Annotated in this window: 22 protein-coding genes and 1 tRNA gene; 19 read left to right on the forward strand and 4 right to left on the reverse strand. The window is 36.9% G+C overall.

Annotation, left to right across the window (positions count from 1 at the left end):
- The first annotated feature begins 530 nt into the window (after window positions 1-530).
- From PQ479_RS12375 to PQ479_RS12395, 5 genes are all read left to right on the forward strand, one after another.
- Window positions 531-1,184 (forward strand): adenine nucleotide alpha hydrolase family protein, encoded by a 654-nt coding sequence (locus PQ479_RS12375; protein WP_047987681.1) that lies wholly within the window; start codon window positions 531-533, stop codon window positions 1,182-1,184.
- A 93-nt stretch (window positions 1,185-1,277) separates the two neighbouring features.
- Window positions 1,278-1,883 (forward strand): nucleotidyltransferase family protein, encoded by a 606-nt coding sequence (locus PQ479_RS12380; RefSeq protein WP_047987682.1) that lies wholly within the window; start codon window positions 1,278-1,280, stop codon window positions 1,881-1,883.
- A gap of 285 nt (window positions 1,884-2,168) precedes the next feature.
- The gene (locus PQ479_RS12385; RefSeq protein ID WP_047987683.1) at window positions 2,169-2,627 is read left to right on the forward strand and encodes an NUDIX hydrolase; all 459 of its coding nucleotides are present in this window, start codon (window positions 2,169-2,171) and stop codon (window positions 2,625-2,627) included.
- Window positions 2,628-2,725: 98 nt separating this feature from the next.
- Window positions 2,726-3,343: an HAD family hydrolase gene (locus PQ479_RS12390; RefSeq protein WP_047987684.1), complete on the forward strand. Its 618-nt coding sequence runs from the start codon at window positions 2,726-2,728 to the stop codon at window positions 3,341-3,343.
- A gap of 22 nt (window positions 3,344-3,365) precedes the next feature.
- Window positions 3,366-3,704: a hypothetical protein gene (locus PQ479_RS12395; RefSeq protein WP_047987685.1), complete on the forward strand. Its 339-nt coding sequence runs from the start codon at window positions 3,366-3,368 to the stop codon at window positions 3,702-3,704.
- Between the two features lie 455 nt (window positions 3,705-4,159).
- On the opposite strand, the gene PQ479_RS12400 is transcribed toward PQ479_RS12395, so the two are convergent.
- The 3 genes from PQ479_RS12400 to spoIIP all read right to left on the reverse strand — a co-directional run bounded on the left by PQ479_RS12400 (window position 4,160) and on the right by spoIIP (window position 6,690).
- Window positions 4,160-4,834 carry a hypothetical protein gene (locus PQ479_RS12400; RefSeq protein ID WP_047987686.1) on the reverse strand — a complete coding sequence of 225 codons (675 nt, stop codon included), beginning with the start codon at window positions 4,832-4,834 and terminating at the stop codon, window positions 4,160-4,162.
- Between the two features lie 536 nt (window positions 4,835-5,370).
- Window positions 5,371-5,443: transfer RNA gene (locus tag PQ479_RS12405), tRNA-Val, on the reverse strand.
- Between the two features lie 116 nt (window positions 5,444-5,559).
- Window positions 5,560-6,690 carry a stage II sporulation protein P gene (gene spoIIP, locus PQ479_RS12410; protein WP_047987687.1) on the reverse strand — a complete coding sequence of 377 codons (1,131 nt, stop codon included), beginning with the start codon at window positions 6,688-6,690 and terminating at the stop codon, window positions 5,560-5,562.
- Window positions 6,691-7,287: 597 nt separating this feature from the next.
- On the opposite strand from spoIIP, the gene PQ479_RS12415 reads away from it, so the two are divergent.
- The 7 genes from PQ479_RS12415 to PQ479_RS12445 all read left to right on the forward strand — a co-directional run bounded on the left by PQ479_RS12415 (window position 7,288) and on the right by PQ479_RS12445 (window position 17,825).
- Window positions 7,288-9,666: a penicillin acylase family protein gene (locus PQ479_RS12415; RefSeq protein WP_047987688.1), complete on the forward strand. Its 2,379-nt coding sequence runs from the start codon at window positions 7,288-7,290 to the stop codon at window positions 9,664-9,666.
- Window positions 9,667-10,386: 720 nt separating this feature from the next.
- Window positions 10,387-11,073, forward strand: coding sequence for a hypothetical protein (locus PQ479_RS12420; RefSeq protein WP_047987689.1), 687 nt, complete (start codon window positions 10,387-10,389; stop codon window positions 11,071-11,073).
- A 541-nt stretch (window positions 11,074-11,614) separates the two neighbouring features.
- On the forward strand, window positions 11,615-13,228 hold the full coding sequence (locus PQ479_RS12425) for a gamma-glutamyltransferase family protein (protein ID WP_047987691.1): 1,614 nt from the start codon (window positions 11,615-11,617) through the stop codon (window positions 13,226-13,228).
- Between the two features lie 402 nt (window positions 13,229-13,630).
- A complete protein-coding gene (locus PQ479_RS12430) occupies window positions 13,631-14,920 on the forward strand; it encodes an ABC transporter substrate-binding protein (RefSeq protein WP_047987692.1) in 1,290 nt (429 codons plus the stop codon).
- 80 nt (window positions 14,921-15,000) lie between these two features.
- The gene (locus PQ479_RS12435) at window positions 15,001-15,864 is read left to right on the forward strand and encodes a carbohydrate ABC transporter permease (protein ID WP_047987693.1); all 864 of its coding nucleotides are present in this window, start codon (window positions 15,001-15,003) and stop codon (window positions 15,862-15,864) included.
- A 19-nt stretch (window positions 15,865-15,883) separates the two neighbouring features.
- Entirely contained in the window at window positions 15,884-16,768 is an 885-nt protein-coding gene (locus tag PQ479_RS12440) for a carbohydrate ABC transporter permease (protein WP_273717017.1), read from the forward strand.
- 19 nt (window positions 16,769-16,787) lie between these two features.
- Window positions 16,788-17,825 carry a lactonase family protein gene (locus PQ479_RS12445; RefSeq protein ID WP_047987694.1) on the forward strand — a complete coding sequence of 346 codons (1,038 nt, stop codon included), beginning with the start codon at window positions 16,788-16,790 and terminating at the stop codon, window positions 17,823-17,825.
- Between the two features lie 138 nt (window positions 17,826-17,963).
- On the opposite strand, the gene PQ479_RS12450 is transcribed toward PQ479_RS12445, so the two are convergent.
- Window positions 17,964-18,584 carry a hypothetical protein gene (locus tag PQ479_RS12450; RefSeq protein ID WP_047987695.1) on the reverse strand — a complete coding sequence of 207 codons (621 nt, stop codon included), beginning with the start codon at window positions 18,582-18,584 and terminating at the stop codon, window positions 17,964-17,966.
- 199 nt (window positions 18,585-18,783) lie between these two features.
- Here PQ479_RS12450 and PQ479_RS12455 point away from each other — a divergent pair, with 199 nt between their 5' ends.
- The 7 genes from PQ479_RS12455 to ppdK all read left to right on the forward strand — a co-directional run bounded on the left by PQ479_RS12455 (window position 18,784) and on the right by ppdK (window position 26,021).
- On the forward strand, window positions 18,784-19,257 hold the full coding sequence (locus tag PQ479_RS12455) for a hypothetical protein (RefSeq protein ID WP_047987696.1): 474 nt from the start codon (window positions 18,784-18,786) through the stop codon (window positions 19,255-19,257).
- A 454-nt stretch (window positions 19,258-19,711) separates the two neighbouring features.
- Window positions 19,712-20,746, forward strand: coding sequence for a type I glyceraldehyde-3-phosphate dehydrogenase (gap, locus tag PQ479_RS12460; RefSeq protein WP_047987697.1), 1,035 nt, complete (start codon window positions 19,712-19,714; stop codon window positions 20,744-20,746).
- A complete protein-coding gene (locus tag PQ479_RS12465; protein WP_273717019.1) occupies window positions 20,721-20,891 on the forward strand; it encodes a GapA-binding peptide SR1P in 171 nt (56 codons plus the stop codon). The genes gap and PQ479_RS12465 overlap by 26 nt, the downstream gene beginning before the upstream one ends.
- A gap of 112 nt (window positions 20,892-21,003) precedes the next feature.
- Window positions 21,004-21,645, forward strand: coding sequence for a helix-turn-helix transcriptional regulator (locus PQ479_RS12470; protein ID WP_047987698.1), 642 nt, complete (start codon window positions 21,004-21,006; stop codon window positions 21,643-21,645).
- Window positions 21,646-21,671: 26 nt separating this feature from the next.
- Window positions 21,672-22,475, forward strand: coding sequence for a pyruvate, water dikinase regulatory protein (locus tag PQ479_RS12475; protein ID WP_047987699.1), 804 nt, complete (start codon window positions 21,672-21,674; stop codon window positions 22,473-22,475).
- A 75-nt stretch (window positions 22,476-22,550) separates the two neighbouring features.
- The gene (locus PQ479_RS12480) at window positions 22,551-23,363 is read left to right on the forward strand and encodes a pyruvate, water dikinase regulatory protein (RefSeq protein WP_047987700.1); all 813 of its coding nucleotides are present in this window, start codon (window positions 22,551-22,553) and stop codon (window positions 23,361-23,363) included.
- A 3-nt stretch (window positions 23,364-23,366) separates the two neighbouring features.
- Window positions 23,367-26,021 carry a pyruvate, phosphate dikinase gene (ppdK, locus tag PQ479_RS12485; RefSeq protein WP_047988002.1) on the forward strand — a complete coding sequence of 885 codons (2,655 nt, stop codon included), beginning with the start codon at window positions 23,367-23,369 and terminating at the stop codon, window positions 26,019-26,021.
- Window positions 26,022-26,121 lie beyond the last annotated feature (100 nt).

Below are 26,121 nucleotides of genomic sequence, written 5' to 3' on the forward strand. Positions count from 1 at the left end.
AACCAAGTAGTATCTGCACAAAGAGGGTGTTAATGTGCAGATACGGAGGTCAAACCAAGTAGTATCTGCACAAAGAGGGTGTTAATGTGCAGATACGGAGGTCAAACCAAGTAGTATCTGCACAAAGAGAGTGTTAATGTGCAGATACGGAGGTCAAACCAAGTAGTATCTGCACAAAACCATTTTTCGTGGATAGTGGCTACTTTTTAAACAGTTGGCACGTTTACAACTCGATCACTATTAGGAGTGGGGTCGGCCTGAACAAACAGGTAGCACTGTCCTGCTAAGGTCATTTATCGCGAGATGGATGACGAGCTAACTTCACGGCACTAATTATCGCCCTAAGCAACTTTCATTTAAAACTAAAATGAAACCATCTAAAAAGATTATACGTATATAAAGAAAAGCTTACATATAAGAATATAAAAAATTAATGAAATTATCATAACTTTTTGGTTTTATCTATGGTAAAATGAACAAAATTTCTTAGTTTTGTATGAACTATCTAGTAAAAAGAAGGGGTGTTCTACATGCAAGGTGCGGTTTTAGTTTGTGTTAGTTATGGGAAAAATGCAGAAGCTCTAATAAAAAAAGGAAAATTTATAGCTGAATTATATAAACAAAGCTGTTATGTTCTTTCGATTGAAAATAAGGAGTACGACTCTAAAGATTTTACAATGGCTGAACATAAGAAATTCTTTGAGCAATTAGCGAATAAATATCAATGTGATTTCATTTGGAAAATCAAAGGAAGTAAAAGAATATCAGATATTATTGCAAAAACGGTTGATGAAAAAAATATTAATCATGTTGTAATAGGTCAGCCACCGCTAACTAAATGGGAGGTTCTAACCAAGGGTTCGATCATACATGAACTTCTTCATATTTTAGAGGATGTTGATTTGCAAATTGTTTCTATGAAGAGGGAGCAAAATGAAGATGCAGAAGAACAATTTCAACGTGGTGTTACAGGTTATTTAGTGAAAGAAAATGATAAATATGAACTCGTCCTTGATCATTGTGAGGAGTATGTTGTAAAAGGGATTTATTTTCAAGCTGTAGCAACAGAATTTACAAATGGTGTCTTTAAGTGTGATTTAAAGGGGAAAGAAGCTATTATTCGTATTCAAGATAGTAAAGCAGAATTAGTTCAGTTAGATTTAAATAAAGAAGTCAAATCATAATTTATAAGCTACATAGGTAGAGGTATGAATATCTATGTAGCTTTTTATGAGCACACATTCGGAACGTACGTTCTTTTAAAAGGAGGGTTTAAAATGAATTCTGATTTTTACGCAATTATAAGTCAAAGCGAAGTAATGAATCATGTATTAGCGATAAGTAAAGAACTTCATCTTCCTAATTGGTATATAAGTGCAGGTTTTATAAGATCGACCGTTTGGGACTCTTTACATGGTTATGAAGAGCGTACACCTATTGTTGATATTGACCTCATCTATTTTGACAGCGAATATGTAGACGAAAAGATAGAAAAGCAATTTGAACGTACCTTAAAACAGAAAGCACCCGAGTACCCTTGGTCCGTGAAAAATCAAGCACGCATGCACATGATCAATGGAGTACAGCCATATCACACGACGGAAGAAGGGATTGCTCATTTCCCTGAAACGGTTACAGCGATAGGAATAAGGATGCAGCCAAATGGTCAAATTCAAACAGCGGCACCTTATGGTTTGGATGACTTAATGAGTATGAAGGTCCGACCAACACCCCCTTTTCAAAAAGACACTAAACTACTAGAAATTTATCTAAAAAGAGTAAAGCAAAAAAATTGGCAAGAAAAATGGCCGCGTATCGAAGTAGAACACCCTTCTATTGGCAAAATCCATATGAATAATACGCGCACCGCATACAACAAGTAACTTTCATATAAAGCGCCCATGTCGGAGCTAGAACAGCTCCGACACTAACAAAGATGAAAGTCATTGATCGCCACTTCAACACTCCATAAGGTTTGTGCAGATGCTGGAGCGGGATCATGGAGTATCTGAACAAAGAGCCGAACGTGTCAGTTACTCATGGGGACCAAGGAGTAACGAACTTCAAAGCGTCACGCGATTGTCGCGGAGCATGATTTTCGGTAGCGGTGAGCAAAGCTCCGCACATGAGCATCAGTATCAACTTTCATATAAAAGAAAGGAGAACACATGGATTACATTAAAAAGATAAGAAGTAAAGTAGGGCATGATCAAATTATTCTCAATTTTGCTGGTGGATGTGTAAAAAATGAAAAAGGTCAGATTTTGTTGCACAAGCGCAAAGATAATAAGAAATGGAGTTTCCCTGGAGGGGCCATTGAGTTAGGTGAATCAGCAGAAGAAGCAGCCTTAAGAGAAATACAAGAAGAAACAGGTTATCAAGTAAAAACCACGGATTTAATTGGGATTTATACTAAGTACACAGACAAATATGCAAATGGAGACCGAGCACAAACGATACTTTTTTTCTTTGAATGCGAAATAATTAATAATACGAATCAATATGATAAACAAGAGACGATGGAATTAGCTTTTTTTGACCTAGACACGATTCCTGAACTCATGAACCAACAGCATCAAGATTGTTTACACGATTACATAAACGGGGTTTTCCCTGTTTGTCGTTAAAATTAAGTCTTAAGAGACTCTTTTGTTCGAATGATGGTGTCATTTTTGTTAAACTACCAATATCATTGTATATTATCAAGATAAAATAGAGGTGCAGCATGGATAGTCTTATTTTTGATTTAGATGGAACGTTATGGGATTCGCGAGAGTCTGTTGTGAAAGTGTGGAATCAAGTGCTAACTGAAAACGGCATTAATAAAAAAACGACTTTAGATGATTTTACGAAAACGATGGGTTTACAAGTGGAAGAAATTGGTGAAATCCTATTGCCTGAACTAACAAAAGAAAAGCGGCATGATATTTTAGAACAATGTAATCAAGCAGAAAATGAATACCTTCAAAAAAACGGTGGTATTTTGTATGAACAAGTGGAGGAAGTGTTAAAAGAACTAAAGCAACATTACCGCTTATTTATTGTTAGTAATTGTCAAGATGGCTATATTGAAGCGTTTTTAGATTATTATCAACTTCACCATTTCTTTATTGATTATGAAAATCCTGGTAGAACGGGGCTGTCAAAGGGAGAGAATATTAAGCTAATCATGAAAAGAAATCAATTAGTATCCCCTATTTATATCGGCGATACGACTGGAGATCAAGCTGCTTCAGAGTTTGCGGGAATCCCTTTTTATTACGCGGCTTATGGATTTGGAGAAGTAGGTGATTATACACATAAGTTAAAGAGGTTTAGTGATCTATTAGCGTTAAAGAAATGAGCGTTACCATGGGGAGGCAATTATGGTTCTGTTTGAGGTTACAAGTACAAAACTAGGTGAAATAAAATCATTCGACCAAGAGTTAATTTGTGAGCAAATTGAGCAACAGGTGAGACTGCACAAATTAATAGTTACCCAAAAAACAACGTTAGTGACCAAAAAGGGCTCTTTTCATTGGCATTTCAAAAGGGAAAGTGAAAAAGGGGTCTTAGAAATCACGTATTGGCCAAAGCATGGGAGTTTGACATTAGAAGTGGCTAATAATCGCAAGGCAGAATGGAATATAAGAGTGGCTGAGCAATTGGCTACAAGTTTTGCACAGCAATTTCAAGGCACTTTACATAAAAATAAAAAGCCTTGATTCAAAGCTCAGGTTGTCGAGAACCTCATTAAAAGGCTCTTGAATATCAGGAACTATGTCAATTAGATTGTTAAAGGTACACACTTCTTGATAATCTCTGTCTCGCTAATTTTCCTGATATAAACATCAGAATCAATCACGCCAAATGAAAAATGAGTTGAGTTCTTGCTGGGTATCATCACTATGTCGCCAACGGATATTTGTTTAATAAATCTATCCATTTGCCCGTAAGTATGTCCTGGTCGTTTTTGATCAGGTTATTTTTTTCAATTTCTTTTTTTGAGTCCTATGTGAGATAATCCTAAGTATTTTCTGCTCCATTATAAAATCCACTATTATCATCGCCTTTTAAGATATTATATGAAAACATACGTTCTGCTATCGAGGTTGAAAAAGAGAGCTTTAAGCTCCCTTGACTTTTAATTCTAATTTAACAATAGATCAACAACCTTTGTTTAAAACTCTACTGTAATATCAACATCTTCACCAACATCATTCCAATCATCATCATGAGGAGAGTTGATAAGAATGCGAACCCATTCAATTTCTTCAGCTTTTGATTTTTCTAAAATGAAGAATTGAGAACCTTCTTTACTAACTTGCCCGATAAAATCACCATCAATATGATCGGACAACCACAAATCTGATTCTAGTTGTTCACCAGTATTTGTAGTTATCGTAGCTTGAGCAGGATAAAATGAAATTGTGTCTCCAGAAGTATTCTCAACTTCCATATCAATTTGAATGTATTCAATGGAATCAGCTTCTAAAAATGCTTTCAAATCGCCTTTTAATTCAGCACTTGATGCATTAACTTGCGGTATAGTTAGTACCATAGGACCTGTTTCAATTGTCTCGACTTCATCTTGACGAGCAATTAAAGTAAAAGTCCCACCTTCGTTCTCGACAGTTTCGCCAACTTTAGTTTCCCATCCATCCTCATCAATTGTTTCATCTTCTGTAACATCTTCACCTGCATCATCTTCACTTGAATCAACTGTACCTGTGCCTTCTGTTTCTGTAGATTCTGGTTCTGTTTCTACAGGATCAGTCGATGAATTACCATCTCCACATGCAGCCAAAGTCAATCCTCCGACTAAAATAGCCGTACCTAATAGATATTTTTTCATAGTAAATTCCCCCTATATAAATTCAAACTAATTATACTGAACTACAATTAAAAAATAAAGAAAAATATGTTATATATGGTTAAATATTCTTAAAGGTGAAAAATATAAATACAAAACTAAAATTAATTCTTGACGAGTGTGCTGATCTGAACAAAAAATCATAGCAAAAAAATAGGCATTACACATGCACTTATGAACGGGATAGAGAATGGTAATGACCTATGAGCCTCCAAGTATTAAAGTATCACTCAAAAAAATTAATAAAAAAACAGCTACTCACCAATTAAAAGTAGGCTTAACTACATTAGCTGGTGATATAGCTGCCTTGTGCAACTCGTGCCCATGTTTATGCAAATAATTGTGGGTATTGGTGGCGATTGGTTAAAAGGAATTTTAAGTTAAAGAAAGTTAAGTAGGCATAAGAATGAAGTTTTCGCCTGTGAAATGTCTGTTTGACTGCCTGTTTTATACCGACATTACTTGTTTTAAGAATGAGGAAATAAAAAGAACCCTTGATATACAAGAGTTCTAAACGATGACCCGTACTGGGCTCGAACCAGTGACCTCCACCCTGTCAAGGTGGCGCTCTCCCAGCTGAGCTAACGGATCGTACTGGGATATGTATCGGACAAATATAAATATATAATTTTAATAGAGTTTTGTCAATATTTTTTTATAAACAAGAAGAGAGCAGTTGGTTATTGCCCTCTTCTTTGTCTAGGCTATTAGTTGTCTTTTTCAAGTTGTTCAAAGTAATATTCACTAAAAATTTCTGCAAATTTTTCGGCAGAACGATGTAATTCATTCATATGGTTATCGACACCACCGAATTCAACAAGTAATGCTCCTTTACTTAAGTCCTGATTATATATTCCATTTCCCTGGGTTTTGTCTTTTCCAAAGACACCGCGTGATAATTGATCACCTAAACGTTTATGCATTTCAGTTGCTAGCTTTTCGTTGATTTCGTAATTAGAATGTGATTCACCAACTACAAACATAAGTCTTGCAAAATCTTCACCATCTAACTCTGTATGGGTAATATCGTAGCGGGCAGAATCTCGATGTAAGTCAATCACGTAGTCTATCGATTCATATTGATCCAAATAACTTTGAACGATTCCCCTTGAAGCGGTGTAAGAGTAACCTGTCCCTTTTCCTAACTCGTTTAATTTTTTCGTCATATTGGTGGTATCAATGACTGTTTTTATCCCTTGTTTTTCTAGTGCTTCTTTTAAATGATGCCCTACATCAATAATATTTACTTCGTTGCTAGCAGCACTATTAGGGTTTGCTTCACCAGGTAAGTGAGGCAAAAACGACTCCCAACTATGACTATGATATAAGAGCACAACCGGATCATCACCCTCACTAATGGTTGGTGGTTTCTCCTCTTGGTTCTGCTCTTCATCCTCTGCCCAATCTTTAACAGCTTCTCTGTCTTCTAAAATCGTCTCTAATGGAGGTGGTGATTCATACGGTAAATTCGTAATGTCAGTACCTTCACCAGCAACAATAATACGTACATCACGACTATTAAGTCCAGGGATTTCGCGTCCAAGTAATGAGCGGAAGTCGCCGAGTTCAATGTTAGTGGCCAGTTCGAATGTAAAGCTTGTTAGTGATTTAGTAGAATATCCATCAGGTAATACTTGTCCCAAAAAATGATTCTCCATACTCATCACATGCAATAAAAACTGACCGTTAATTCCCTCCATACTTCGGTGTAAGTTCCTAGATTGAAAGTCTGATATGGTTACAAGACTAGTTAATAGAATACAAATACTTATCATAACAACAGCAAAATACGCTGTAGCGGTTTTGATAATCGTGAACTTTTTATAGAAATGTCGCAAAGAATCACTCCTTTTCCTGCTTTACTAGAGTCTATTCTAGTAAACCTCTGATTATTATTAATTGATCAAAAAAAAGGACTTATTTAGTAGATTCATGAATACTCAAGTAGGAGTCCGTGAATAGCCATTACTAAAGTCAGCTCTCTCCTGCGGGTACGTGCTTTCATATGTACTGACGACTTCTTAACCTGTGGATACGTTTACAACTAGTCTTCTCCGAACATATAAGTAGGGTTTCACTCTTTAACTGGTGGAACTTTATTCAATTAGTATTTGCTTTTTATTTGTTGGCTTTTCATTCATTTGTTATGAAAGTTAGCTATCGCCAATTTTACGATTAATAAAGGTTTGTGCAGATAGAGACGCGAAACCATGGAGTAACTACACAAAGAGGCAGTTAATGTGAAGATACTGAGGCCAACCATGGAGTATCTGCACGAAAAGGTGCGAAGGGAATAAAGAACCAGCTAACTTCACGGCACAAACGATCGTCCCTAGGTAACTTTCATATAAAATATAAAGTGCTTTGATTGTTTTGGAGGAAATTAGGAGTCAAAAGAGAAACAGTAATGATATAGACATATCGGGGGGATAAAAATGGAGACTAGTTTAGAGAAAAGACGTCCAATGAAAAGATGGAAGAAAGTTAGCTTATGGACACTGGGAATCATCATGGTGCTCATAATGATTGCTGTAGTAGGTGCGAATTGGTATTTAAACCGTTCACTTCCACAAATTTCTGGAGAAATCACCTTGCCACATTTAGAAGAAGCTGTAACCGTTTTACGTGATGAGCAAGGAGTGCCACATATAAGTGCAGAGAATGAAATGGACCTCTTTGTTGCTCAAGGTTACATCCAAGCACAAGATCGTTTATTTCAAATGGATATGAGTAGAAGGCAAGCATCAGGCACTTTAAGTGAAGTGATTGGAGAAGCACCAATAGACAACGATAAGTATTTTAGAACACTCGGTTTAAGAAGGGCAGCAGAAGATTCGTTACATATGTACTCTGATTATGGTAGGCAAGTACTAGAGGCTTTTGCAAATGGTGTTAACGCCTATATAGATGAATTACGTCTTAGTGGTAAATGGCCGATAGAATTTACAATTTTAGGCTATGAGCCCAATGAGTGGACGCCCATAGACTCGTTAACAATTGGGAAGTATATGGCCTACGATTTAGGTGGTCATTGGGAAAGTCAGGCATTTAGACAATACTTATTACAAGAATTTGAAGAAGAAAAAGCCTTTGATTTATTTCCGAGCTATCCTGCTGAAACACCTTATATTATTGGAAAAGATGAACTTGATTTAAAAGAAGCTTTTGCCAATGCGATAGTGCCACATAAATTTAATGGCAGCAATAACTGGGTTATCAGTGGTGATAAAACGGAAAGTGGACAGCCACTACTCGCTGATGATCCGCATCTAGGATTAGCAACGCCGTCCATCTGGTATCAAATGAAGTTAGACTCACCAACGGTTCAGGTAAGTGGAGTGATTTTTGCAGGTATTCCTGGAATTATACTAGGCCATAACGAGCATGTAGCATGGGGGGTTACGAATACGGGACCAGATGTCCAAGACCTTTATATTGAAAAAAGACATGAGGAAGACCGCTATTTATTTCTATACAACGACGAATGGGAAAAGGCAATCGTTCATCCAGAACCGATACATGTAAAGGGACAAGAAACGCTAGATTATGAAGTTATTGAAACACGTCACGGCCCATTAATTTCGGAGTTTGCAGGTGAATCAAATCGGACTACAGTTCTTTCGTTACAATGGACGGCACTAGAACCGTCTGCTGAACTTGAGGCTATTTTAAATATGAATAAAGCCCAAAATTGGGAAGAGTTTGAAGAGGGATTGTTGGATTTCCATACACCGACTCAAAACTTTGTTATTGCAGATACAGAGGGTAATATTGCCTTTAAGGCAAATGGGAAAATTCCTATCCGGAAAAAGGGAGATGGTTTGTTACCAGTACCAGGTTGGACAGATGAATATGGCTGGGATGGTTATATACCCTTTGATGAGCTTCCGCGAATTGAAAATCCAGAAAACGACTTTATTGCAACCGCTAATTATAAAGTAACAGAGGAAGATTATCCTTATCATATCAGCCACCATTGGGCTCAGCCATATAGACAAATGAGGATTGTAGAGGTATTAGAGCAAAATCAAATATTTACAGCTGAAGATATGATGGACTTACAAATGGACATTAAAAACCTCCATGCAGAAGAATTTCTCCCGTTGTTTCTTTCACTACTTGAAGGTTCATTGGAACAAGGGAAAGGGAAGGAGAAGGAAGCTCTTGCTATTTTGGAAGAGTGGGACTACATGGATCGAGTCAAGGATGCGGCACCATACATCTTTAACCTCTGGATGAGGGAAATTGGTGACGTTTTATTTGAGGAACAAATTCCCAAAGATATGCGTGATTTATTTCATGGAGAGAGGGGGACCGTTGACCAAATGCTAAGAAATGCATTTGTGAATGAAGAAGGTCCATGGATCAAAGAGGCAGGAGGGCTGGAACACGTCTTGCTTGTCTCACTTCAAAGGACATTAGATTTTATTGAAGAGAGAGAAGGGGATAAAGTCGAGCAATGGCAGTGGGGTGATTTCCACCAAGTTCATTTTAGGCACCCATTATCAAGTGTTTCACCGCTTCATTTGCTATTTAATCCAAAGGGAGGAGTAGCGACCCCAGGTAGTCAAGTGACCGTACAAGCCGCCGCCTTTCGTGATGATGGAGTGGTAAATCATGGAGCCTCGTGGAGGTTTGTCATTGATATGGGTTATCCAAATGAATCCTATCACATCGTAGGGCCAGGACAATCCGAGCACCTGAAAAGTCAATGGTACGATGACCAGTTCCAATCGTGGATCGATGGTCATTACCATCAAACATACCTTCAACAAGAGGAAGGAGAGTTATTAAAGCTTATTCCAAAACAGTAGATGAAATAAAGATAGTAGCAAGAATGATACGGAATAAGGTAACAACTTAAGAATTCTAACCTTCAATCACTTTGAAGAAGAATCCACGGGGTTGCGAGCTGAAAAAAAGAGTAGAAAGCCCTAGCAATAACGGTTTTGAGGATTCTCACATTTTGCCGTAACCCCGCCACTTTTTGGAAGTTAACTCGAAGAGCGTGCCCAAAAAAATTCAGCGCACCGCACAAACAGTCACCACCAAAAAAACTCATCGGGATTAATATCCAACATCCAAGTGTTTTTGGTCCGTTAGCCAAGCTCGCTTTCGATTTTCAAAAACGGACCAAAAACAAAGGTCGAAAGGTATGTTAACTTGAGAAATGAGCACCACCCATTGAACTTTCATATAAAACGCTCATGGAGAAGACGGTTCACTTCGCCACCAACAAAGTTGAAAGTAGTGGCGACTGTTCAAACTGTTGGCACGTTTACAACTCGATCACCATCAGCAGTCGGCCTGAACAAGCAGGCAGCACTGTCCTACTAAGGTCATTGATCGCGAGATGGATGTCGAGCTAACTTCACGGCACAAACTATCACCCCTATGTAACTTTCATACAAAGAAGAACCAGACCTATATTACCGTTTTTATACATTTAAAAGGATTTGAACATTCTCTGTCTAATTAAAGATAAAATCACATAAAATCTCGTAAGACAAACCACTATGCAAAGGGGAATGACTGTGAGAAAAATCTTACTGGGTTCGATTTTGATGTTGTCTTTAGGGAGTTTAATCGCATGCCAATCAACAGACAGTACTAATGTTCAAGAGTCGCAAAAAAACGATTATGTAACCAACCATGAAACCTCTCGTATCCTTCAAAAAGAGAAAGAGAAAGAAACACTTGAACAGACATTAAGTATCGAGGATTCACAATGGATCCTTGGATTAGCTGAAGATGTTTTTCAGAAAATTAAAAGACACGACTTCCCATCGTTAGCTACAAACGTTCATCCAGATAAAAACCTAACCTTTGCTCTTTTTCCGCAATCAGAAATCAAAGCTATTTATGAAAGGACGTTTACCCAAGAACAATTAACTAGTCTTGATGAACAGCAATCTTTTTTATGGGGAGTAGAAAATGACGGTGATGAAATTCAATTAACTGGTGGAGAGTTCGTATCTGAATATCTTTTAAAAGATAAAGGAGAGTTTGATATTCATTATAATGAAGTGATTTTCCATCAAAAAATTGAAACGGATGAGAGAAGTCAGTTATTATTTGACGCACATCCTCAAGCGGTATTTGTTGATTATTTAGCCGAATCATTCGAACAACCTGAAAAACAGCAAATGATTCGTTTTTTATTTGAAAGAGTCGAGGAGCAGTGGTATTTATTTGCGGTTATTCGGGAAGGTATTTTATAAAAGTTAAAGCAGATAAGTGATATATACCATTACCTATCTGCTTTTTTATATGGGGTTATTTTGTTATAATATTCTGTAAGGTTTCTTTATTTGGAACAATCATAAAAAAGGATATAGGAGGTGGATTAACCAAAATCATCTGTGGTGGTGCAGCGGCGAGCAATGAGTATAGGCGTGATCGAGCTAGTATTTATAATTATAAGAACCTAAATAATGAGCGAATTAATGAGATTATGAATCTATTAAATAGTTCGGTGGTAAAAATGTCGGAAAGCGATTAATTTATGTTAATCAACATATTTACCCAACGATGGATTACCGTCCTTTCTTAAAAGATATTCAAGTACCAAGTTATATTTACGTCGGTCGCTTTGATTCTCAATGCCCAGCGAAACATGGTATAGAAATCGCCGATCTTATCCCGACTGCTCATTTAATCATTTTTGAAAAAAGTAATCATTTTCCTTTTAACGAAGAAGAGAAGCTTAAAGTATAAGTAAGAGACACCATATGTGGGTGATGAAATAGGAGTGATACATACATGAACAAGATTGATGCGAATTATTATCCATATCCATCACAAAGAATGACTACCTTTGCCAAAAAAGGAATGGTCGCCACTTCACAACCATTAGCGGCACAGGCAGGGCTTGATATTATGAAAAAGGGTGGAAATGCGATCGATGCAGCGATTGCAACAGCCGCGTGTCTAACAGTCGTTGAACCTACTTCTAATGGTATTGGTGGCGATGCCTTTGCTCTAGTTTGGACCAAAGGAGAATTGCATGGATTAAATGCAAGTGGTTATTCTCCTGCTGGCATTTCTATCGAAAAGTTAAAAGATCGTGGTTTTGATGAAATTCCAAAGTATGGCTGGATTCCTGTCACAGTTCCTGGTGCCCCGGCGGCATGGGTAGAGCTGTCTGAACGATTTGGTCAGTTGCCTTTAGCAGAAGTGTTACAGCCAGCTATCGATTATGCCAAAGAAGGATATCCGATATCCCCTGTGTTAGGCAAGATGTGGGAAAGGGCTTATCAACATTATCAAAGCTCCTTAAATGGTGAAGAGTTTAAAGCATGGTTTGAAACCTTTGCCCCTAACGGCCGTGCTCCTAAAATCGGTGAAGTTTGGTTTTCCGCAGGTCATGCTGAAACGTTAGAAAAGATTGCCGAGACACGAGGCGCGGCATTTTATCGAGGAGAAATTGCTGAACAAATTGTCGAGCACTCCAACCGTCATGGAGGCTATATGACCAAAGATGATCTAGCAAATTATAAGCCAACATGGGTAAAGCCGATTCATGTTAATTATCGCGGTTATGAAGTTTGGGAAATCCCACCAAATGGACAAGGATTAATTGCATTATTAGCGTTAAATACATTAAAAGGTTATACGTTTCATCAGGAAGATAGCGTAGATAAATATCATAAACAAATTGAAGCGATAAAATTAGCATTTGCTGATGGACAAACATATATTACTGAGCAAGAAAAAATGTCTGTAAAAGTAGAAGAATTATTATCTGATGAGTATGCGGATTTAAGAAGAGCTCAAATTCAAGAAGAGGCTATACTTCCTGAAGCAGGAACTCCGCCAAAAGGTGGAACAGTATATCTAGCTACTGCTGATGCAGAAGGTAATATGGTCTCTTTTATTCAAAGTAATTATATGGGCTTTGGCTCAGGTATTGTCATTCCTGGAACTGGAATTGGAATGCAGAATCGCGGCCATAACTTTTCATTCGATCCTCATCATGATAATTGTTTAGAAGGGAAGAAAAGAACGTTTCATACGATTATTCCAGGCTTCCTAACAAAAGGAAATCAAGCGATTGGACCATTTGGTGTCATGGGTGGTTTTATGCAGCCTCAAGGTCATGTTCAAGTAATAATGAATACAATTGATGCTCATTTGAATCCTCAATCAACACTAGATGCACCGAGATGGCAATGGATGGAGGGGAAAAAGATTATTGTTGAACCTCACTTTCCTCCTCATTTTGCCCAAGCTCTACAACGTAAAGGTCATCATGTATCCTTTACGCTTGATTCAACACCGTTTGGTAGAGGTCAAATTATTTGGCGAGATGCAGAAACCGGTGTACTTCAAGGTGGCACGGAGTTTAGAACGGATGGTGCAATTGCAGCTTGGTAACGAAGAGAAAGAGAGCCCAAAATGGTTCTCTTTCTTTTAATTGATTGAAATTGGTATAGTCTACTATATTAAATGAAGGTAGTGAAGAACACTATCTAAATTTGTCGAAAGAAAGTTCTGAAATTGTTATACCAAATTTTATTAATTGTGTTACAATTATCATTATAATGTTGCGAATTATCAAACGAATCAGATGGGTATTTTAGCCATTATATGAATTTTTGATAGAATATAGATTTTTCATGTTAATAAAATAGTGTTATCAATCATTACTATTATTATAATGTTACTATCTTTTATGTGAGATTATTGAGCCGATCTTTTAATTAGGTATAGACAACTGAACATTATAATAGTTTAGTTGTTTTATCATAAAAAATCATTAAATAAAGGGGAGTTATTATGCAAATGAAAAGATTTGGTTTTCTATCATGTTTACTCATTTTTTCTTTATTAATGTTAGCTGCTTGTGGTGATAGTAGCGATGGCGATGCTAATGGTGGTAATGGAGGCACTGCCTCAGATGTTGGAACCGAAGAAGAGGTTGAATTACGAGTTGTTACAATGATGGCTGGAACAGACCCTTCTGGAAAAGCATTTGAAGAAGTGTTAGCTGATTATCAATCAGAAAATCCGCATATTACGATTGTTAATGATTCACAATCCGCAGATGCAGAGATGATTCGTACAAAGGTTCAAACGGAGTATTCCTCAGGCAACGAACCCGATTTAATGTTTTTCTTTAATACAAATGCAGCAACAGGCATCATTAATGAAGGGAAAGTTATGAACCTTGAAGATATCGAGGGCTTAGATTTATCTGGATTTAATTCGATGTTGGAGCAACAGCGTAATGAAGATGGAGGCATCTATGCTGCCCCACAATCTGGGTTTTATGAAGCAATTTTTGTCAATGAGAAGTTATTCGAAGAACATGGGATAGAGTTACCTACGTCATGGGAGTTATATGAAAAAGCGATTGAAGAGTTTTCAAAAACAGACATTATTCCAATTGCGGCATCAACTGAAGCTTCTTATTATGTTGTAGAGCACTATATCTTAGCGGCAGGTGGAATAGATGCTTATCGAGCATCATTGGCTGACCAACACCCAGCATGGGCTGAAGGTTTGGATAAAATTAAAGAACACGCTGAAATGGGAGCGTTTCCTCCAGATGCAGCTACTTTAGATTTATCTTTTGCTGCGGATTTATTTAAACAAGAGCAGGCAGCGATGATTTTTGAAGGTTCTTGGTTCTGGGGTCAATTAACTGAAGCGGGAATTGCAGAGCAAGTATCAGTATTACCAATGCCTGGTTATGCAGATGGGTTTGAGTATGGAGAGCTTGTAGGTGGTTCGTCCTCTGGCTGGTTTATTAGCACAGAATCTTATGAAGACGAGTCAAAACGTGATGCTGTTGTAGATTTCTTTAATTATGTAACGGCAGAAGAGACATTACTTCGCCTTGTGCAGCCGACAGGACAGCCTCCAGCAAAAGGAGAGCTAACTGATTTAGCAGAACATATTGCTGGTGGTCATAAGTTAGTTGCAGATGCACCTGCGATAGAGTTACCAATTAACGACCGAATTTATGAAGAGTCATTTACTCATATGCGTCAAAGTGTACCTGAAATTGTAAACGGTTCTAAAACAGGTGCACAGGTTGTTGAAGAAGCAGCAGCTTTGGAATAAAGCTATAACAAAATGCTAGGGTTCCCTTAGCTCTAGAAATAGAGCAAGGGAACTGATCTTATAAATAAAGGAGCTTCTTTATGAAGGGCGATAGACTTTATATCTTTTTGTTCATGACACCAGCCATGTTGATGGCCGGTATCTTTCTTTATTATCCATTTTTTGAAAACATTAAATTAAGTTTTTATAGAACCGATGGTTTTTTTAACTCGACCTTTATAGGATTTGACAACTATATCCGCTTATTAAATGATGATTTGGCTAAAAATGCCATGTTTAATACGTTGGAACTGATGATTTATGTTGCGATTTTCCAGGTAGGAATCGCCTTATTACTTGCGATTATGGTTGATTCTATTAAGCGTGGTGTTGGCTTTTTTAGAACGACATTTTTCTTTCCAATTGTTATATCGGGTGCAGCCATTGGTCTTCTATTTTCCCTCATTTATAACTATCGAAATGGTTTGTTAAATGAAATTCTTGTTGGCTTTGGGTTGGAGAGGCAGGTCTGGTTAACAGAATCATCGGCTTTATATATGGTAGCAATACCAACGATTTGGCACTATGTCGGTTTCTATTTCATTATAATCTTGACAGCAATTGCCAAAATTCCACAAGATTTCTATGAGGCTGCGAAGCTTGAAGGTGTGACCTGGTGGAAACGTTTAACGAAAATTACACTACCATTAATTGTCTCAGATATGAAAACGTGTCTAATCTTAGCGATTACCGGTGCATTAAAAATATTTGAACTTGTTTATATCATAACTCGTGGTGGGCCTGCTAGAAACTCTGAAGTTCTTGGGACTTATATGTATCAAAAAGCAATTGTAGATAATGCGATGGGTTATGGGGCTACGTTATCGATTCTTATGGTTGTAATTGGGTTAACTTTAGCATTTGTTACAAATAAATTATTAAAACGCGAAGAAGTAACTTATTAATGGAAAGTGGTGTTTCTCGATGGCTGAAATAGAAAGAAATAAACTGACTTTTTGGGAGAGGTTACAAGATCAATATTTTCATAAGTCAAAATTTGGTCGTTTGTTTGTTTATATTTGTTTGTCTCTTTGGGCAGTGACCACCATTTTTCCGTTAGTATGGGTGCTCTTAAATTCCTTTAAAAATTCAAGAGAAATTATTACGGATACATTTGCTTTTCCCTCCGATCCAACGTTTGCCAACTATTTAAATGCCTTTGAAACGGTGAATATTGGACGGAGTTATTTGAATAGTTTTATTATGAGTGGCTCTGTTGTATTGTTTGCATTAATGTTAGGTGGATTAGCTGCATTTGCGATGTCGAGGATGAAATTTCGTTTACGTGGATTTATTCAAACTGCACTAGTGGCAAGCTTATTAATACCCGCTTTTGCGACAATCGTACCTGTATATCGAATGATGATTAGTATGGATTTAGTTAACACTCATTTAGCCTTTATCATTCCAATTACAGCAGCTAATATTCCATTTGCGATACTTGTCATTAGTGGATATATGGCGACAATACCAAAGGAATTAGAAGAAGCAGCGGTAATGGATGGTTGTAATCGTTGGACCATGTTTACGCGCATTTTCCTGCCGATATCACTACCGGCCTTTGGTACAGTAGGTACCTTTGTCTTTTTGTGGTCCTATAATGATTTATTTACTTCATTAGTACTCGTTCCACAAGAAAAGGTAGCGCCGATTGTTGTATTATTGTCTAATATTAGTTCGCAATATGGGACTGATTACGGCTTGATGACGGCAGCGATTATGCTAACTGTTATTCCGATAATTATCTTTTATTTATTTGCTCAAAAAACATTTGAAAAAGGGGCAACATCTGGAGCGGTTAAAGGATGACCATTTGAAGGAGGACACGATGGGAGTAAAACGATATAACGGAAAGCTAATGTTTATTGGAACTTATCATACAAAACAAGAAGACGCTATACTCGTCTACGAGCAGCAGTCTGACTATTCATGGCAACAAGTTGGTCGTACAAATGGGATTAGTAATCCATCATATGTGACCTTAAATCAAAATGGTGATCGACTCTATGCAGTTAGTGAGGTTAAGGAAGGAGCTGTTGTTTGTTATGAGGTGGTTAGGAAAGACCATTCAATTCTTTTAAATGAACTTAATAGAATTGACATTCAGCAACATTCCCCATGTTTTATTACTTTAAGCGAAGAAGAAGATGCTATTTTTGTTACCAATTATGGGGCAGGCACAGTTACGGTTCTCTTATTAGATGAAGATGGACGATATAATCAGGTAAGACAACAGTTAGACTTTACAAACTTTGGACAACAGAGTCATCCACACCAAATAAAAAGACTGACTCAAAATTACTACCTTATAACGGATTTAGCTTTAAATCGGCTATTTATTTATCAATGGGATACTAAGAGTAAGAAGTTCCATTTTTGTTTCGAGCAAGAAGCGAAGGCCGGTGCTGGTCCGAGGCATTGTGAATTTGATGAAAACTCAAATTCCGTTTATGTAATCAATGAACATGTATGGACGGTCAGTGCGTATGATTTTAATATAACTGAGCAGAAGTTAACTCATAAACAAGAAATCGCGACAATTCCGAAAGAGTTTCATTTGAAAAATTATGGTGCAGATATTCATTTAGATCAGCATAATAGGGTTTTGTATACATCAAATAGGGGCCATCATAGTATTACAGCGTATAAATTAAATGAAAAAGGGGATTTACATATGCTCGACTACACGATGTTAGCAGGTGAGTGGCCGAGAAACTTTCATTTAGATGCTAAAAACCAGTTTTTATACGTGGCTAATGAACATACTAATTCTGTGCACCAGTTTAAAATAACAGGATTGGCTGATCTAAAAGAAGTGAGTGTTATCAATCATATACATAAGCCAGTCTGTCTGCAAATACGTTAACCAAAATAAAAAACCACGAGAAATCGTGGTTTTTTATTAGCTCAGCACGACCCCGCAGGACGCGAGGTATAATTTTTGGTAGCGACGAGTAGCGCTCTATGTTCCCACTAAATTTCAATTAAAAAATCTAGCTTTTACTCATTGAATGAATTGCTGAATGAACTGTATTACATGGTCATCATTGGCAGAATTTTCATGCACCACTAGCATTGGATTGTAGCCGTCTAACCATTGAAAGGGATGAATATCAAAAAGTTGAATACCTTTGAAAGAAGGTGTCTTAACAGCGTTCAATTCAATTTCTATAAAACGATCCAACGGAATATTAAAAGGGGTTAACTGTAAGTTAGTAAATGGACCACTCTCAAAAAATTTTAAGTAATGTAATTCATCAAAGATATATAAATCAGGGGTCGTATCCTGAATCACAACTTGATTTTGATAAAACTGAGCTAAACCCTGATAATTATCAACCGATTCATTGGCATAAAGAAAATCAAGATGAATCGAATCCCAGCTAGGGAAAAGTAAATCAAGTTTTGTTTGAAAAGTATGTAAATTATCTTCGTTAAAATCACCAAAAATGATGATGTGAAGAGGTGCATCAATTTGTGAAGGGGAAGGGTTTGAATCTTTCTCTTGAAAAAAAACAAAGAATAAATAACCAATTAATAAAAGGGCAATCGCCGTTATCAGTGCGTGAAACTTATAATGGTAAATAAAATGTTCCCATTTACTAGCAAGAGTTTTAAAATTCATAAGAAAAGCTCCTTATAATAAGTCGAATTTTTAGCAGATAATGAAACCATCATATCGACTAATGGTGCTTCTTTATTATACTAAACAGCTAATTTAGTGGCTATATGTTTTCGTGGTTACTTGTCCTTTATATTTTGAAATCACCTCCTTTTAGGCAAATGCATATCGTATATAAATGATTTGTTATGAAAGGAGATTAATGATGTACCCTAATTATCCACAATCATATACGCATTCTTATCCAAGCAATACAACGAACGGACAATATATAAATGGAGACCGTTCATTTTTAGGAGGTTTTTTTCCACCTAATTTCCCACTTGGGCCGGGGAGTGGAGGACCTCCATTCAATCCGCCAGCTGGGCCGCCTTTTGGTCAAGGTCCCTTTAATCCGCCGTTTGGTGGAGGCAATCAAGCTCAGCCACCTTCAACACCTCCACCTGATATGAGTGTTTTGCAAAGTGCCGGTGTGACACCGTTTGCTGTTGATCCAGGTGCAATATCAGGTTGTATGTATCGATTTACTTTCATTCATCTAAATAACGGTCAATCGTTTTGGTTTTACCCAATTTTTGTAGGACGTACTTCAGTAGCTGGTTTCCGTTGGAATGGATTCCGCTGGACGTATTTCGGTATTGATACGAATAGAATTGCTTCATTCCAATGCGTATAAGTATTATTTAATCAGCGAATATATGATATACGTATTTATCAAATAAAAGCCGTGACATTACAAATTATGTCAACGGCTTTTATTTGAGCTTTTTAAGAACAAACATAATGAATAAGCATATGAACTAAAAGTCTAGAATCGTAAAATCAAGATGTTGATTGAGTGCATACAAAACGCACAAAGCGAAGCCCCATTCACTTCGCCACGAAAAAAGATGAAAGTGTGGTTTTGCTTTTAATTGGTGGCTTTTCATTCAATTCGTATAAGTGTTGTCAAGCTGCTGGCTTTGATTCCCTTGAATAATTACACATGATACAAAGAAAATAAGAAGAACTTTAGTAAAAGTGTACACTTTATTGGATTAATCATATATAAATATAATATAGTGTACATTTAATATTTAATGTGTTATATTAAATGCATGAAATAAATGATTTAAAGGATGGGATTATAGATGACAGGAATTGGAATTAGCGGTACAGGAAGAATTGGACGTTTATTAATTAGGAAAATGATGTCTAATGATACGATGAAAGGTTCTTTAAAAGTTATTAATAGCACGTATCCAGCTGAAACCGTTGCACATCTATTAAAATATGATTCAGTTCACGGCAAATGGAATGTGAAGATAGAAATAGTAGAAAATGCACTTATCATCGATGGTCAAAAAATTATTATGGGCTGCACAAGAAATCCAGAAGAGATTCCTTGGAAAGAAAACGGAGTCACGTTGGTATTAGATGCAACCGGAAAGTTTAATGACCATGTAGGTTCAAAACGCCACTTAGCAGCAGGTGCAGAATCAGTTATCATTACAGCACCAGGAAAAGAAATGGATGCAACCATTGTTATGGGGGTTAACCAAGACCAATTAAATTTAAATGAGCATAAATTAATTTCTGCAGCATCATGTACAACAAATTGTACAGCACCCGTTTTAAAAGTATTAGATGATGCTTTTGGTATTAAACAAGGCTGGTTAACGACTGTGCATGCTTTTACATCTGACCAGAAATTACTTGATAATCCACATAAAGATTTAAGAAGAGCAAGAAGTGCCACTTCATCGATTGTTCCAACTTCAACTGGAGTAGGAAAAGCACTTAAAGAAGTGATTCCACATTTGGCACCAGTAATGCAAGGGACTGCATTAAGAGTTCCAACTCAAGATGTATCACTTATCGATTTAACGGTTCAATTAAAGCAAGATATGACGGTTGATGAAGTGAAGGAAGCTTTTCTTCATATTAAAGATGAAAACCTTTCCAAAGTTGTTGGGACAAATGATGAGCCATTAGTTTCAATTGATTTTGTCGGAAGTGAGTATTCAGCTGTCGTAGATTTAGATTCGATTATGGTCATGGGTGATCAATTAAAAGTTATGGCTTGGTATGACAATGAGTGGGCTTATGCATCAAGAGTTTGTGAGCTTGCAATCTTAGTACAAAGAGGGATGGAGAAAAATGAAAACAGTACAGTGCTTGTCTAATCAAAAGCAAAATCAATTAGGGACATTGATTTGTCAAGATTGTCAATCTGTCATTGATACATTTGATTGTGAAAAAGTACAAACGTTTCACACAGTTTCTCAAAAATGTGCATGTAAACAAAAATCATTAAGTGTAGCTTCTTAATGAATATACTTCTTCCAACAATATATCTATCTTAAATTACAAAAATAATTGATCGAATACTGTGTTTAAGGGTATGATTCGATTGGGAGTAATTGTTGGGAGGAGGGATAATATGATTGAATTCACACATAGACAGAGAAATATTATAGAAATTGTCAAAAAGAGTGAGCCTATTACAGCTGAGCAAATTGCGGAGTTAGTGGGGGTCAGTAAAGCTGCATTGCGTTCGGATTTGGCTGTGTTAGTGATGACAAATGCTCTTGAATCTAAACCTAAAGTTGGTTATTTTATTGGGAAAACTTTTCATAGTAATCAAGCACAAGCTGGTTACCTGCAACAACTAAAGGTCAAAGATATCCAAAGTGTACCCATTGTGGTTGACGGAAAAGCTACGGTTCAAGAGGTTGTTATTAAACTATTTTTAGAGAATGTAGGTTCAATTATGGTTGTGGATGAAGAGGGTTTTCTAGAGGGGATCGTTTCACGTAAAGATTTATTGAAGGTTACTTTAGGGAATTCTAATGCGACTACTATGCCGGTTAATTTGGTTATGACAAGACATCCAAATATTGTAACAATCCTCCCGGATGATGCTGTGGTTGAAGCAGCAAGAAAGATGATTCACTTTCAAGTAGATAGCTTACCAGTTATCGAGGAAGTTTTGAGTGAGGAGAGCGATAAAAAGAAAGTTATCGGTCGAATCACCAAAACCAATATGACACGTATGCTACTTGATTTAGAAAATGGTGAATAGCAGAAAGAGAGGGTAGGATTGTGAACATGAAACAGCCAACATTTTATTTGTGTTCTGATGCTTTAGGTGATACGGCAGAAACGGTTGTAAAAGCAACCATGCAGCAATTCGCCATTCAAGACATTGAAATGAAAAGACATCACCTCATTCAATCAGAAGAAGAGATTGTAGATATTATTCAAGAAGTAAAAGAACATGGTGGAATAATCGCTTATACATTAGTTGAACCAAACTTACGGAAAGTGATGAAGGATTTGTCAATTGAAATGGATGTCCAAGCTATTGATATTATTGGACCTCTGATGCAGGCATATATCGATACGTTTCAAGATAAACCGAAAATGACACCTAAATTACAATATGAGCTTGATGAAAAATATTATAAGAGAATTGAAGCAGTTGATTTCGCCGTGAAATATGATGATGGTAAAAATATTGGGGGCTTATCTCAAGCTGACATCGTATTAGTCGGTGTATCACGAACATCCAAAACACCGTTAAGTATTTATTTGGCTCATAAAGGAATCAAAGCAGCAAATTTACCATTAATTCCTGGAATATCACCTCCCAGCGAATTATTCACATTACAAAAAACGCTAATTGTCGGTTTAACAATGGATACCAATCACTTGTTAAAGGTTCGAACGGAACGACTCAAGGTTATTGGATTACCGCAATCAACGATTTATACCGATTTTGAACAGGTTAAAAATGAGATTAATTATGGCAATCGCATTATGGAACAATTAATGTGCCCGATTATAAATGTTTCGAACAAGTCGATTGAAGAAGCGGCTGTAGAAATTTTAGGTCTTTTAAATGAAAAATAAATAGTGAAATCAAAGGAGAACTCAATCTCCTTGCACAAACAAAAGATTGAATATTCTGAATAAGTGGGTGTTTTTATGCATAAACCGACTCTGGTTTATTTACTATCAGATTCAGTTGGAGAAACAGCAGAGTATGTAATTAAAGCAGTGGCTACACAATTCACTAGTCCATTTGAAATTAAAAGATTTCCTTATATTAAATCTAAGGAAGACATTGATAGGGCGATAAAACAAGCTAAAAATCATGATGCCATAATCGCCTATACGTTAGTCATTCCTGGATTAAAAGAAGCCATTGATCCTAGGGCAAAAGCAAATGATGTAGCAGCGGTTGATTTATTGGGACCATTAATGTCTGTTTTTAAAAAGAAGACGTCAGAAGAACCGATAAATGAACCGATGTTAATGAGGAAGCTAGATAGTCAATATTTTAGGCGAGTTGAAGCGATTGAATTTGCTGTCAAATATGATGATGCTAAGGATGCTGAAGGAATCCTACATGCTGATTTAGTTTTGATTGGAGTATCCAGAACATCGAAAACACCACTTTCTATGTATTTAGCGAATAAAGGTTATAAAGTGGCCAATATTCCACTTATTCCAGAAGTACCTATTCCTGAGCAATTAAATAAAGTATCAAAGAAAAGATGTGTAGGCTTAATTATTCGTCCCGATACATTAAATGAAATTCGTAAAGAGCGCTTGAAATCTTTAGGAATTACAACGGATACTTCTTACGTCAATTTAGAAAGAATATTTGATGAACTCGAATATGCCGAGAAGATTATGAAAAGAATTGGTTGTCCCATCATTGATGTCTCTAATAAAGCCGTAGAAGAAACAGCAGATTACATTATGAAAGTTTTAAATATAGAACGGAGGATATAAGTGATGCAAAAACGTGTGTATATGTTTGATGAAGGCCATAAGGATATGAAGAATCGTCTAGGAGGTAAGGGTGCTAATTTAGCAGAAATGACACAAATAGGTTTACCGGTCCCTTACGGATTCACTATTAGCACAGATGCGTGCCATGATTATTATAATGACGGTAAGGCATTAAGTGAAACGATTAAAGATGAAATCATTGAGTCATTAAAAAAGTTAGAAGAAAGCACAAATAAAAAGTTAGGCGATAAAGAAGCTCCACTATTTGTATCAGTACGCTCAGGCTCTGTCGTTTCAATGCCAGGAATGATGGACACAGTTCTTAATTTAGGAATGAATGATATTACGGTAGAAGCACAAAAAGAATTAACTGGAAATGGTCGTTTTGCTTATGATTCTTATCGTAGATTTATTCAAATGTTTTCAAATGTCGTTCTAGGTGTTGATATGTATTTCTTTGAAAGCCATTTAGATGAAGTGAAAGAAACAAAAGGTTATGTGAATGACCCTGAAATGCGTGAAGAGGATTGGAAGGAAATCGTTGTATCCTATAAAGGCATTGTTGAAAAGCATACAAATCAACCTTTCCCAGAAAATCCAATCGAGCAGTTAATGCTAGCTGTGAACGCTGTATTTGACTCATGGAACAATAAACGTGCAATCATCTATCGTCAATTAAATAAAATTCCTGACTCTTATGGCACAGCAGTAAATGTCCAAAGTATGGTATTTGGAAACACGGGTGATGATTCAGGGACAGGTGTAGCCTTCACACGTAATCCTTCTACGGGTGAGAACCTTTTATACGGAGAGTTTTTATTAAATGCTCAAGGTGAGGATGTTGTTGCGGGTATTCGTACACCACAACCAATTGCACAACTAAATGAGGTTATGCCTGAAGTTTTCAAACAATTTGTCGATGTTTCATTGTTATTAGAGAAACATTATCGTGACATGCAAGATATTGAATTCACCGTTGAACAAGGTAAATTATATATTTTACAAACACGTAACGGAAAAAGAACAGCAGCATCAGCAGTTCGTGTCGCTGTAGAGATGGTTAACGACCATATATTAACAAAAGAAGAAGCCTTACTCCGTGTGCAACCGGAGCAATTAAACCAATTATTACATCGTCGTATTGATGATAAAGCTCATGTCAATCAACTAACAAAAGGCTTACCAGCTTCTCCAGGTGCTGCAACAGGTAAAGTTGTATTCGACTCAGAGGAAGCAGAGGAATATAAGTCTAAAGGTGAAAAGGTCATATTAATTCGTCCAGAAACTACACCGGATGATATTCAAGGGATTATTGCAGCTGAGGCTGTTGTCACTTCACGTGGTGGAATGACTTCTCATGCGGCTGTTGTAGCTCGTGGTATGGGAAAACCTTGTATTTGTGGAGTCGAATCACTCAAAATTGATACAGCTGCCAAACGCTTTAAAGTTGGTGAAATAGAAGTTAAACATCTTGACACGATTACGATTGATGGTGGGACAGGATCAATTATGCTCGGAGAAGTGCCAATGATTGAACCAAAGATTTCAGAGCAATTTAACGAACTTCTTCAATGGGCGGATGAAGTAAAAGCAATTGAGGTTCGTGCAAATGCTGATAATCCTGAGGACTCTGCTAAAGCGCTTGAACTAGGAGCAAAAGGTATTGGCCTATGTCGTACGGAGCATATGTTTATGCAGCCTGACCGTCAAAAACTAGTAAAAGAAATGATTTTATCGTCTACATTAGCAGATAGGAATGTAGCACTTCAACAATTATTACCAATTCAACAAGAGGATTTTGAAGGTATCTTTACTATCATGCAAGATTTACCGGTTACGGTTCGTTTACTTGACCCACCATTACATGAGTTCTTGCCAGATAAAGAAGAATTAATTGTAGAAGTAACTACTTTACGTCTTACAGAGCCAGAGTCATCTGAACTGAAAGAAAAAGAAGAGTTATTAAAGAAAGTTCAAGAGTTATCTGAAATGAATCCAATGTTAGGTCACCGTGGTTGCCGTTTAGGACTCATTCATCCAGAGATTTACGCTATGCAAGCAGAAGCTATTTTTAATGCGGCCATTACGATGCATAAAAAAGGTATTCACGTGAAGCCTGAAATTATGATTCCGTTAGTGGGTCATTCGAATGAACTAAAGGTAATGCGACAATTAGTAATTGATACGGCTGATAAAGTATTGGGTGCAGCAAACATAAAAGTTAAATACACGGTTGGTACAATGATTGAAGTACCACGTGCAGCCTTAACGGCTGACCAGATTGCTTATGAAGCTGATTTCTTCTCATTTGGTACAAATGATTTAACTCAAACTACTTTTGGATTTAGTCGTGATGATGCGGAAGGTAAATTCCTACAATCTTATTTAGAAGATAAGGTTTTACCAGAGAATCCATTCCGAGTGTTAGATAATGAAGGGGTAGGCCAGTTGGTAGAAATGGGTGTTAAGAAAGGAAGAGCGGTTAAGCCTTCTTTGAAAACAGGCATTTGTGGTGAGCATGGTGGCGAAGAGAATTCTATTGAGTTTTGTTTAAAAACTGGTTTAGATTATGTGAGTTGTTCTCCATATCGAGTACCATTAGCTCGTCTTGCCGCAGCACAAGCAACGATTCGTAATGAAGGTGTTATCGCTAAATAATAAATAAAAAAATGACCCTACATAGGTATGATGCCTTGTAGGGTTTTTGGTATGAAAGTAAGTGCTGATGCGCCATGTCGGTTTTGTTAGGAAGGTATAT

This window comes from Alkalihalobacillus pseudalcaliphilus (assembly GCF_028610675.1).
GTDB classification, from domain to species: domain Bacteria; phylum Bacillota; class Bacilli; order Bacillales; family Bacillaceae_D; genus Alkalihalobacillus; species Alkalihalobacillus pseudalcaliphilus.

Excerpts from the sequence above, each read along its gene's own strand:
- PQ479_RS12375 (WP_047987681.1), top strand. The coding sequence starts at position 531 with ATGCAAGGTGCGGTTTTAGTTTGTGTTAGTTATGGGAAAAATGCAGAA.
- PQ479_RS12380 (WP_047987682.1), top strand. The coding sequence starts at position 1,278 with ATGAATTCTGATTTTTACGCAATTATAAGTCAAAGCGAAGTAATGAAT.
- PQ479_RS12385 (WP_047987683.1), top strand. The coding sequence starts at position 2,169 with ATGGATTACATTAAAAAGATAAGAAGTAAAGTAGGGCATGATCAAATT.
- PQ479_RS12390 (WP_047987684.1), top strand. The coding sequence starts at position 2,726 with ATGGATAGTCTTATTTTTGATTTAGATGGAACGTTATGGGATTCGCGA.
- PQ479_RS12395 (WP_047987685.1), top strand. The coding sequence starts at position 3,366 with ATGGTTCTGTTTGAGGTTACAAGTACAAAACTAGGTGAAATAAAATCA.
- PQ479_RS12400 (WP_047987686.1), bottom strand. The coding sequence starts at position 4,834 with ATGAAAAAATATCTATTAGGTACGGCTATTTTAGTCGGAGGATTGACT.
- PQ479_RS12415 (WP_047987688.1), top strand. The coding sequence starts at position 7,288 with ATGGAGACTAGTTTAGAGAAAAGACGTCCAATGAAAAGATGGAAGAAA.
- PQ479_RS12425 (WP_047987691.1), top strand. The coding sequence starts at position 11,615 with ATGAACAAGATTGATGCGAATTATTATCCATATCCATCACAAAGAATG.
- PQ479_RS12430 (WP_047987692.1), top strand. The coding sequence starts at position 13,631 with ATGCAAATGAAAAGATTTGGTTTTCTATCATGTTTACTCATTTTTTCT.
- PQ479_RS12435 (WP_047987693.1), top strand. The coding sequence starts at position 15,001 with ATGAAGGGCGATAGACTTTATATCTTTTTGTTCATGACACCAGCCATG.
- PQ479_RS12440 (WP_273717017.1), top strand. The coding sequence starts at position 15,884 with ATGGCTGAAATAGAAAGAAATAAACTGACTTTTTGGGAGAGGTTACAA.
- PQ479_RS12445 (WP_047987694.1), top strand. The coding sequence starts at position 16,788 with ATGGGAGTAAAACGATATAACGGAAAGCTAATGTTTATTGGAACTTAT.
- PQ479_RS12450 (WP_047987695.1), bottom strand. The coding sequence starts at position 18,584 with ATGAATTTTAAAACTCTTGCTAGTAAATGGGAACATTTTATTTACCAT.
- PQ479_RS12455 (WP_047987696.1), top strand. The coding sequence starts at position 18,784 with ATGATGTACCCTAATTATCCACAATCATATACGCATTCTTATCCAAGC.
- gap (WP_047987697.1), top strand. The coding sequence starts at position 19,712 with ATGACAGGAATTGGAATTAGCGGTACAGGAAGAATTGGACGTTTATTA.
- PQ479_RS12465 (WP_273717019.1), top strand. The coding sequence starts at position 20,721 with ATGAAAACAGTACAGTGCTTGTCTAATCAAAAGCAAAATCAATTAGGG.
- PQ479_RS12470 (WP_047987698.1), top strand. The coding sequence starts at position 21,004 with ATGATTGAATTCACACATAGACAGAGAAATATTATAGAAATTGTCAAA.
- PQ479_RS12475 (WP_047987699.1), top strand. The coding sequence starts at position 21,672 with ATGAAACAGCCAACATTTTATTTGTGTTCTGATGCTTTAGGTGATACG.
- PQ479_RS12480 (WP_047987700.1), top strand. The coding sequence starts at position 22,551 with ATGCATAAACCGACTCTGGTTTATTTACTATCAGATTCAGTTGGAGAA.
- ppdK (WP_047988002.1), top strand. The coding sequence starts at position 23,367 with ATGCAAAAACGTGTGTATATGTTTGATGAAGGCCATAAGGATATGAAG.